This is a genomic window from Microbacterium sp. ZOR0019, assembly GCF_000800925.1.
In the GTDB taxonomy this organism is placed as follows: Bacteria; Actinomycetota; Actinomycetes; order Actinomycetales; family Microbacteriaceae; genus Microbacterium; species Microbacterium aurugineum.
The window spans coordinates 1-9,614 of the sequence record NZ_JRKC01000084.1 but is presented as its reverse complement, the minus strand read 5'-3'; the positions used below and the strand labels follow the sequence as shown (position 1 = coordinate 9,614).

Annotated in this window: 10 protein-coding genes; 7 read left to right on the top strand and 3 right to left on the bottom strand. The window is 68.7% G+C overall.

Going from position 1 to position 9,614, the window contains the following annotated elements; all coding sequences use genetic code 11:
* Positions 1–1,222, top strand: a 1,222-nt coding sequence (locus L978_RS19020; RefSeq protein ID WP_047524395.1) for a hypothetical protein, incomplete at its 5' end; no start/stop codon positions are given.
* A 54-nt stretch (positions 1,223–1,276) separates the two neighbouring features.
* On the opposite strand, the gene purQ is transcribed toward L978_RS19020, so the two are convergent.
* Genes purQ through L978_RS16550 form a run of 3 tightly spaced genes read right to left on the bottom strand, consistent with a single transcriptional unit; the run spans position 1,277 to position 2,825 of the window.
* Positions 1,277–1,984 (bottom strand): phosphoribosylformylglycinamidine synthase subunit PurQ, encoded by a 708-nt coding sequence (purQ, locus tag L978_RS16560; protein ID WP_047524394.1) that lies wholly within the window; start codon positions 1,982–1,984, stop codon positions 1,277–1,279.
* Positions 1,981–2,229: a phosphoribosylformylglycinamidine synthase subunit PurS gene (gene purS, locus L978_RS16555; RefSeq protein WP_047524393.1), complete on the bottom strand. Its 249-nt coding sequence runs from the start codon at positions 2,227–2,229 to the stop codon at positions 1,981–1,983. The genes purQ and purS overlap by 4 nt, the downstream gene beginning before the upstream one ends.
* A gap of 59 nt (positions 2,230–2,288) precedes the next feature.
* On the bottom strand, positions 2,289–2,825 hold the full coding sequence (locus tag L978_RS16550; protein WP_047524392.1) for an adenine phosphoribosyltransferase: 537 nt from the start codon (positions 2,823–2,825) through the stop codon (positions 2,289–2,291).
* A gap of 234 nt (positions 2,826–3,059) precedes the next feature.
* Here L978_RS16550 and L978_RS16545 point away from each other — a divergent pair, with 234 nt between their 5' ends.
* The 6 genes from L978_RS16545 to L978_RS16520 all read left to right on the top strand — a co-directional run.
* The gene (locus L978_RS16545) at positions 3,060–4,370 is read left to right on the top strand and encodes an ABC transporter substrate-binding protein (protein WP_047524391.1); all 1,311 of its coding nucleotides are present in this window, start codon (positions 3,060–3,062) and stop codon (positions 4,368–4,370) included.
* Between the two features lie 107 nt (positions 4,371–4,477).
* Positions 4,478–5,518: a carbohydrate ABC transporter permease gene (locus L978_RS16540; RefSeq protein WP_047524390.1), complete on the top strand. Its 1,041-nt coding sequence runs from the start codon at positions 4,478–4,480 to the stop codon at positions 5,516–5,518.
* The gene (locus L978_RS16535) at positions 5,515–6,405 is read left to right on the top strand and encodes a carbohydrate ABC transporter permease (protein ID WP_047524389.1); all 891 of its coding nucleotides are present in this window, start codon (positions 5,515–5,517) and stop codon (positions 6,403–6,405) included. Before L978_RS16540 ends, L978_RS16535 begins: the two co-directional genes overlap by 4 nt.
* A 5-nt stretch (positions 6,406–6,410) precedes the next feature.
* Positions 6,411–7,841: a GH1 family beta-glucosidase gene (locus L978_RS16530; protein WP_197055681.1), complete on the top strand. Its 1,431-nt coding sequence runs from the start codon at positions 6,411–6,413 to the stop codon at positions 7,839–7,841.
* A gap of 121 nt (positions 7,842–7,962) precedes the next feature.
* The gene (locus L978_RS16525) at positions 7,963–8,958 is read left to right on the top strand and encodes a LacI family DNA-binding transcriptional regulator (protein ID WP_047524387.1); all 996 of its coding nucleotides are present in this window, start codon (positions 7,963–7,965) and stop codon (positions 8,956–8,958) included.
* A gap of 59 nt (positions 8,959–9,017) precedes the next feature.
* Positions 9,018–9,614, top strand: a 597-nt coding sequence (locus L978_RS16520) for a TetR/AcrR family transcriptional regulator (RefSeq protein ID WP_047524386.1), incomplete at its 3' end; no start/stop codon positions are given.

Here is a 9,614-nt window from a genome sequence, read left to right as displayed (position 1 = left end):
CGCGCTCGTCGCCGCGGCCGTTCTCGCCGGCGCAGCCCCTGCCGCTCTGGGCGCAGGCCGGCCCGCGGACGGTTCGGCTCCCGGCGCAGCGGCACCGGATGCCGCACAGTCGGTGGCACTGGCCTATGAGTTCCTCGATGCCAGGGTCGACGAGTTCTGCGACGGTGCGGGGCACTGCCTCCCGCGCAGCTACCAGGGCGGCTTCTTCACCACGCCCACCTGGGACTTCACGCCGTCGTTCGTGTACGACGACGCGCTGGTCGTGATCGCCTACACCGCGCGGGGGCTTCCGGACGATCTCCGTCGCGCGCGGGCGATCGGCGACACGCTCCTGTTCGTGCAGGAGAACGACCCGATCGGCGACGGACGCACCCGTGCGTCGTACGAGCCGCACGGCATCCGCCAAGGACGGGTGGAGATCACCGGCCCCGGCAGCTTCACCGGAAACCAGGCGTGGGTCGGGTTGGCGCTCGCGCGGCTCGCGCACGCGACCGGGGATCCGAAGTATCTCGACGGGGCGCTGCGCGTGGGGCAGTGGATCCAGGACAACACCGCGGACATGGTCCGGGCTCCGTACGGCTACACCGGCGGTCAGCTCGAGGACGGCACGTCGCTGACCTGGAAGTCGACCGAGCACAACAGTGACATCGCCGGGTTCTTCACACAGCTCGCGCAGCTCACCGGGGACGCGGTGTGGGCGGAGCGGGCAGCCGTCGCGGCCGACTTCGTCGCGGCGATGCAGAGCGCGGACGGCCACGTGAACACCGGCACCGGCCTCGACGGCTCGACCATCAACACGCGGCCCATCCCCCTGGACGGCCAGACCTGGAGTGCACTCGCCACCGGAGACCCGCGTTACGGCGCCGCGCTGGACTGGACGCTCGCGAACCTGATGGCCACCGATGGCCCGTACACGGGTCCGTCCATCAGCGAGGTCGACGTGTCGAAGGCGTGGTTCGAGGGGAGCGGACACCTCGCGCTGGCTCTGCGTCTGCGCGATGGAGCGGGCGACGTGGATCGTGCGGACGCCCTGCTGAGCAGCATCCGGCTGGCGCAGCGCGACGCCCCGAACGGAGACGGCAAGGGCATCGTCGCGACCTCGAACGACGGCCTCGACTCCGGATTCGGCGACCTCTACTACGCGAGTCTGCACACGGGCGCCACGGCCTGGTACCTGCTCGCGGCAGCAGGGAGCAACCCCTTCACGCTTCCGGGCGACTGAGCGAGGCTGCGGAAGCGCGGGGCCGCGGAAGCGCGGGGTGGCGGAACCCCGGGCCTACGCGGCGACGCGGGCGACCGCGGCGATGGCGCTGGTGAAGAAGTCGAGTCCGTCGACACCGCTGCGCATGGCGGCGGAGGTGTCGGGGCCGAAGCCCGCCTCGGTCGCGTGTTCGGGGTGCGGCATGAGGCCGACCACGTTGCCCGCCTCGTTCGTGAGGCCGGCGATGTCGCGCAGGGAACCGTTCGGGTTGACCCCGGCATAGCGGAAGGCCACGAGCCCCTCGCCCTCGATGCGGTCGAGCGTCTGCTCGTCGGCGATGTAGCCGCCGTCGGCGTTCTTGAGCGGGATCACGATCTCCTGGCCGGCGCGGAACGCGTTCGTCCAGGCGGTGTCGGAGTTCTCGACCGTGAGCTTCTGGTCACGGCGCACGAAGTGCTGGTGGTTGTTGCGGATCAGACCGCCGGGAAGCAGGTGCGCTTCGACGAGCATCTGGAAGCCGTTGCAGATGCCGAGCACGGGCATGCCCTGGGCAGCGGCATCCTTCACCTCGGACATGATCGGCGAGAGCGCGGCGATGGCGCCCGCGCGCAGGTAGTCGCCGTAGCTGAAGCCGCCGGGGAGGACGAGGGCGTCGACGCCCTCGAGGTCGTGCGAACCGTGCCACAGGGCGACGGGTTCGGCGCCGGCGATGCGCACCGCGCGCTGGGCGTCGCGGTCGTCGAGCGATCCGGGGAAGGTGATGACGCCGATGCGGACGGTCACTCGGCGACCTCGATGCCGACGACGTCCTCGATCACGGAGTTGGAGAGCACCTCGTCGGCGATGCGCCGGGCTTCGGTGAGGACCTCTTCGGTGACCTCACCCTCGACGGTGAGCTCGAAGCGCTTGCCGATGCGGACGTCGGAGAAGCCCTCCACACCGAGGCGGGCGAAGGCGCCGGAGACGGCCTTCCCCTGCGGGTCGAGCAGTTCGGGCTTGGGCATGACGTCGACGACGATGGTGGGCATGAACGGCTCCGGGAGTCGCGGGCGGACGGGCGCACCCAGTCTACCGCCCCGGGCGCGGACTACTCGGCGGAGTGGAAGACCGTGTGCAGGTCGCCGATGGCCTCGCGGCCGCCGAGGCCGTCGATCTCGAACAGCACCGAGATGCCGATGACGTGGCTGCCGAGCCGTTCGACGAGTTCCCGTCCCGCGGCGAGGGTACCGCCGGTGGCGAGTACGTCATCGATCAGCAGCACGCGGGGTCCGGCGGGCAGATCGTCGTGCATCTCGATCGTGGCGGTGCCGTACTCGAGGGCGTAGTCCACGGAGGCAGCGGGGCGCGGCAGCTTTCCGGCCTTGCGGATCGGGATGAGTCCCACACCGGCCGCGATCGCCGCGGCGCTGGCCAGGATGAATCCACGAGCCTCGATGCCCGCGATCACGTCGAACTGCCCGGCGAAGGGCTCGATGATCGCCTCGGTCGTCACACGGAGGGCCTCGGCGTCGGCGAGGAGCGGCGTGATGTCGCGGAAGATGATCCCCGGCTGCGGGTAGTCCGGAACGTTGCGGATCAGGGCTTCGGCGCGGACGAGGGCAGGGGAGAGCGTGGCATCGGGCACCGGACAAGGGTACGCCGCGTTCACAACTCAGGAGAAAACGGCCCGACTACCGCGTTTGCCGCTCCGTACCGGCCACGCCGCCAGGTTCTTCCTGAGTTGTGAACAGGACCGGGTTCGCACGGGTCGGGTTGACACCGTGGGAGCGCTCCCATAGAGTGGCTGCTCAACCCGTGGGAGCGCTCCCACGGCGTTCCTACGCACCAACACCGCACGACCACCACAAAGGAGTGAACTGTGAACACACGTGCCCGCCACCGGATCCTCGCGATCGCAGCTGTGGCATCCGTCTCCGCCCTGGCCCTGGCCGGCTGCTCCGGCAGCTCGGGCGACACCTCGGAGGGAAGCGCCGACGAGGAGGTCACCCTGACCGTCACCACGTTCGGCACCTTCGGTTACGAAGACCTCTACAAGGAGTATGAGGAGGCGCACCCGAACGTCAAGATCGAGGCGACCAACATCGACACGGGTGGCAACGCCCGCACCGATGCCTTCACGAAGATCGCCGCCGGTTCCGGCCTCAGCGACATCGTCGCGATCGAGGAGGGCTGGCTCGGCGCGATCATGGACGTGTCCGACACCTTCGTCGACCTGCGCGACTACGGCATCGAGGACCGCAAGGACGACTGGGTCGACTGGAAGTACGGTCAGGCGACCGACGCCGACGGCCGTGTGATCGGCTACGGCACGGACATCGGCCCCAGCGGCATCTGCTACAACGGCGCTGCGTTCGAAGCTGCAGGCCTCCCGAGCGACCGCGAGTCGGTCGCCGAGCTCCTGAACGGCGACTGGGAGAACTACTTCGCGGTCGGCGCGGACTACACCGCCAAGACCGGCAAGGCCTGGTATGACCACTCCGGCTTCGTGTGGAACGCCATGGTCAACCAGCTCGACGAGGGCTACTACACGGCCGACGGCGAGCTGAACGTCGAGGGCAACGACGAGCTCAAGAAGCGTTTCGAGGAACTCGGCGCGGCCACCGAGGGCGGTCAGTCCGCCGCGCAGACGGCCTGGGACTGGAACGGTGGCAAGTCGTTCGTCGACGGCACCTTCGCGACCTTCGTGTGCCCGGGCTGGATGCTCGGCGTCGTGCAGGGTCAGGTCGAGGCCGGCGGCGGAGACGCGTCGACCGGGTGGGACTTCGCCGACGTGTTCCCCGGCGGCGCGGCCAACTGGGGTGGGGCGTTCCTCTCGATCCCGGAGTCCTCGGAGCACAAGGAGGCGGCGGCCGAGCTCGCCGACTGGCTGACGCAGCCCGACCAGCAGGTGAAGCAGTCCGCAGCCGCGGGCAACTTCCCGTCCACGATCAAGGCGCAGGAGACGCTCGCCGCGGACGCGACACCGAACGCCTTCTTCAACGACGCTCCGACCGGGGCGATCCTCGCCGAGCGTGCCAAGGGCGTGGTCGCGCAGTTCAAGGGCGCGGATGACTCCGTCATCCAGGAGAACGTCTTCGGTCCGGCTCTCAGCAGCCTCGACCGCGGCGAGACCGACACGCAGGGTGCCTGGGATCAGGCGATGGGTCTGCTGAACGACCTCGTCGGCTGACCTCAGCGGACATCCCCCTTCCGGTCGCAGTCTCGCTCGGTATCGCCCGTGCATTCCGAGCGAAACTGCGACCGGAACCCCTCGGACCTCCGGGACAAGGACACCCCATGACTCTCACCGCCCCGCCCGCGGAGCACCGCGAGACGACACCTCCGGCGAAGGATGCCGTGTCGAAGCGCTCCTGGCGTCATCGCGTCTCGCGGTTCGACCAGAACGCATCGCCCTACTTCTACATCTCGCCGTTCTTCCTGCTGTTCGGGCTGGTCGGCCTGTTCCCCCTGCTCTACACCGTGTGGGTCGCCGTGCACGACTGGGACCTGCTCAAGGGGGAGGGGGACTTCGTCGGATTCGGCAACTTCGTCGAGATCCTCGGCGACGCGATGTTCTGGAACTCGATCGGCAACACCCTGAGCATCTTCCTGCTCTCGGCCATCCCGCAGCTCGCCGTCGCCCTCGTGATCGCGTACCTCCTCGACCGCGGACTCCGTGCCCCGACGTTCTGGCGGATGAGTGTGCTCATCCCGTTCGTGGTCACGCCGGTCGCGGTCGCCATCATCTTCTCGAGCATCTTCAACGAGGCCGACGGTCTGGCCAACAACCTGCTCAATCTCGTCGGGATCGCCGATCAGGAGTGGAAGCACAACACGGCCCTGTCGCACATCGCGATCGCGGTCATGGTGAACTTCCGCTGGACGGGCTACAACGCCCTCATCCTGCTCGCGGCGATGCAGGCCGTGCCGCGCGACCTGTACGAGTCCGCCGCCCTCGACGGCGCCGGTGCCGCACGGCGGTTCTTCTCGATCACGATCCCCACGATCCGTCCGACGCTGATCTTCGTGATCATCACCGCGACGATCGGCGGTCTGCAGATCTTCGCCGAGCCCCGCCTGTTCGACGTCTCGACGGCCGGCGGCATCGGCGGCAGCGATCGGCAGTTCCAGACCACGGTCCTGTTCCTGTGGGAACTCGCCTTCTTCCGCCGCAACCTCGGCGAGGCCTCGGCGGTCGCCATCCTGCTCTTCCTGTTGATCGTGGCCATCGGCGTCATCAACTTCCTGATCTCCCGGCGCATCTCCACCGGTGACGCCCCGAAGAATCGCGCGGCCCGTCGCCGTGCGCGCACGAGCACCGAGGAGGGGACCCGATGACCGCCACGCAGGCTCTCAGCGTGCCGGAGAAGATCCGGCGTCGTCAGGCCCGGACCGGGGGCAACGCCGGCATCGGCAGCCGACCCGGTTTCCTCACCTACGGACTCCTGGCCGCGTTCATCATCGGCAGCGTGTATCCGCTGTGGTGGTCGGTCGTGGTCGCCAGCGGCACGAACGCCACCCGAGGTGAGACGCTGCCGTTGATCCCCGGCGGGAACTTCCTCACCAACGCGGCTCAGGTGTTCGATGCGATCCCGTTCTGGCTCGCGCTCGGCAACTCGTTCCTGATCTCGGGCATCATCACGCTCTCGGTCGTCACGTTCTCGACGCTCGCCGGGTACGCCTTCGCGAAACTGCGCTTCAAGGGTCGCGACGGGCTGATGATCTTCGTGATCGCGACCATGGCGATCCCGACACAGCTCGGCATCATCCCGCTGTTCATGCTGATGCGCGAACTCGGCTGGACCGGGACGATCGGCGCGGTGATCGTGCCGACCCTGGTCACCGCGTTCGGTGTCTTCTTCATGCGCCAGTATCTGGTCGACGTGATCCCGGACGAGTTGATCGAGGCCGCGCGGATGGACGGGGCGAACCAGTTCCGGACCTTCCTGACGGTGGGCCTCCCGGCGGCGCGACCGGCCATGGCGATCCTCGGACTCTTCACCTTCATGACCGCGTGGACCGACTACCTGTGGCCGTTGATCGTGCTCTCCCCCCAGAACCCGACGCTGCAGACGGCCCTCAGCCAGCTGCAGTCGGGGTACTACATCGACTACTCGATCGTGCTCGCCGGCGCGGTGCTCGCGACCCTTCCGCTGCTCGTGCTCTTCGTGGTCGCGGGTCGCCAGCTGGTCAGTGGCATCATGGCGGGCGCGGTGAAAGGATGACCCGTATGACCCGCTCCTTCCCCGAGAACTTCCTCTTCGGTGCCGCGACGGCGGCGTACCAGATCGAGGGGGCGGCGTTCGAGGACGGGCGCACCGCGTCGATCTGGGATGCGTTCGCCCGTGTGCCCGGTGCCGTGATCGGCGCAGAGAACGGCGACGTGGCCTGCGACCACTACCACCGCTACCCGCAGGACGTCGCGCTCATGAAGGAGCTCGGCCTGCAGACGTACCGGTTCTCGACGTCGTGGTCGCGGGTGCGGCCGGACGGCGGTGCGGTGAACCTCGCCGGGGTCGACTTCTACGAACGACTGGTCGACGAGCTCCTCGGCGCCGACATCCTGCCCTGGTTGACGCTGTACCACTGGGACATGCCGCAGGCGCTGCAGGAGGGCGGGGGATGGACGAACCGTGACACGGTCGATCGGTTCCTCGACTACGCGGGAACGATGCACGATGCGCTGGGCGACCGGGTGAACGTGTGGACGACGCTGAACGAGCCGTGGTGCTCGTCGTTCCTCTCCTACACGGCGGGCGAGCACGCGCCGGGTCACACCAGCGTCGCGGAGGGGCTGCTCGCCGCGCACCATCTGCTGCTCGCACACGGCAGCACCGTGCAGGAGCTGCGCGGTCGCGATGCGTCGCTCAACCTCGGCATCACGCTGAACCACACGGTCGCCGATCCCGCCGATCCGCAGAACCCGGCCGACGTCGATGCCGCCCGCCGGGTGGACGGGCAGTTCAACCGCTGGTTCCTCGATCCGATCTACCGCGGCAGCTATCCGGCCGACATCGTCGAGGACATCCGTGCGGTCGATGCCGAGGCGGTCGCGCGGTTCGAGGCGGCCGTCCATGACGGTGACCTCGAGACCATCGCGCAGCGCATCGACACCCAGGGCGTGAACTACTACCACGGCGACTTCGTGTCCGGTACGGCACCGGCCGAGGGGCCGGTCTCCGCGGAGCCGGACACCGATCGCGTCCGGCGCAGCCCGTATCCGTCCAGCGAGGGCATCCACGCGGTCGAGCGGGGTCTGCCGCGCACCGCGCAGAACTGGGAGGTGCAGCCCGAGGGCCTCACCCGCGTGCTGCAGCGGATCTGGACCGAATACGCCGAGCCTGCGGGCACCGTGCTCTCCATGACCGAGAACGGCGCGGCCTATGACGACGTCGTGGTGGTCGAGGGCGACGAGAAGCGTGTGCACGATGCCGACCGCACCGAATTCCTGCGTCTGCACCTCGGCGCGGTGCTCGATGCGGCGGATGCGGGTGTCGACGTGCGTGGCTACTTCTACTGGTCGCTCTTCGACAACTTCGAGTGGGCGTGGGGCTACGACAAGCGCTTCGGCATCGTCCGTGTCGACTACGACACCCAGGAGCGCACGCTCAAGGACTCCGGTCGCGAGTACGCCCGGATCATCGCCGCTCGCGCTCTGTAGGGCGGCCTCCTCCCCGTTCGAATCGCGTGAATGGCTCGATCCGTGGTCGAGATGCGACCATTTGCGTGATTCGAAGGGAGATGGTCAGCGACAATAGGGCGATGGAAGAGTGCGTACGCTGATGTCGCCCCGAGCGACCATCGAAGAGGTGGCATCCACCGCCGGAGTATCCCGGTCCACCGTGTCGCGGGTGGTGAACGGATCGACGTCCGTGAGCCCGGAGGCCCTGGCCGCCGTGCGGGCCGCGATCGACGAGCTGAACTACGTGCCCAACCGTGCGGCACGCTCGCTGGCGTCGAGGCAGACGCACGCGATCGCCCTGATCATCCCCGAGGACACGACCCGCTTCTTCGGCGACCCGTTCTTCGCAGCGATCGTCGCCGGCATCACGGGGGCGCTCGGCAGCTCGGACTACCTGCTCAACCTGCTGATCGCGAGCGACGATCCCGGTGACAAGATGACCAGCTTCGTGCGCAACGGCGGAGTCGACGGCGCGCTGATCGTCTCGCATCACACGAGCGACGCCTTCGTCGATCGGATCGCGGATGCCGTCCCCGTCGTCTTCGGCGGTCGGCCGGTGCGACGCCATGAGGGCGACTACGTGGTCGACGTCGACAACGTCACCGGAGCGCGCAATGCCACTCAGCGCCTCATCGACATCGGCCGTACGCGCATCGCGACGATCTCGGGGCCGCTGACGATGGTCGCGTCGGTCGACCGCGTGCAGGGGTTCCGCGAGGCGCTGAAGGATGCCGGTCTCTCCCCGTACGCGGAGGAGGAGGGGGACTACAGCGAGACGAGCGGGGCGGACGCCGCTCGACGCCTTCTCGCCGGCGGTCGCCCCGACGCCATCTTCGTCGCGAGCGACCTGATGGCCCGTGGCGCCTTGACGGCGCTGCGTGCGTCGGGCCTGCGGGTTCCGGAGGACATCGCCCTGGTGGGCTTCGACGATTCTTCGGTCGCCGTCAGCACGGATCCGCAGCTGACCACGATGCGTCAGCCGATGTACGCGCAGGGCGAGGCCATGGCCCGGGTCCTGCTGTCGCGTCTCGCGGGCGAGGACCCGCCCACCACGACGATCCTGTCCACCGAGCTCGTGGTGCGCGCCTCGGCCTGACTCGGGCGGCACGTGATCGGGGGCAGGGACACGGCGGAACACGGGAGGGGGGAAGCCGCATGGCACGTTCCGACGAGCAGTATCGGCGGGCGCGCGAGCGTACCAGGGAGAGCATCCTGCAGGCGGCGATCGCGGCCTTCTCCGAACGCGGTGTCGCCGGTGCCAGCATCGCGGAGATCACGACGCGCGCCGGTGTGGCCCAGGGGCTCGTCAACTATCACTTCGGCGGCAAGGAGCAGCTCATCGCGGCCGTCATCGATCGCTGGTTCGAGACCGTGCTCGGCTTCGCCCGGGTCGAAGGCACGCCGGACGAGATGCTCGCTGCCGTGATCGACGGGGCGCTCGGGGCGACGGGCTACGCGACACCGCTGGAGCGGGCGGTGCTCGCGATGCAGCAGCAGCCGTCGACGCACCGGCTGTTCGCCGAGTCGGAGCTCCGACACGAAGTACGCGTGACGGCAGCGGAGGATGCCATGCGGGAGCTGTTCCGCGCGCGGGGCGCCGAGGATCCGGAGCTCGAGGAGATCATGTTCCGCAGCACCCTCGAAGGCGTCTTCGTGAAGTTCGCGGTGTTCGGTGACACGTATCCACTCGAAGACGCGCGACGCTGGGTCTACCGCCGATACGGACTGCCCGCACCCGCCGCGCCCCTTGCC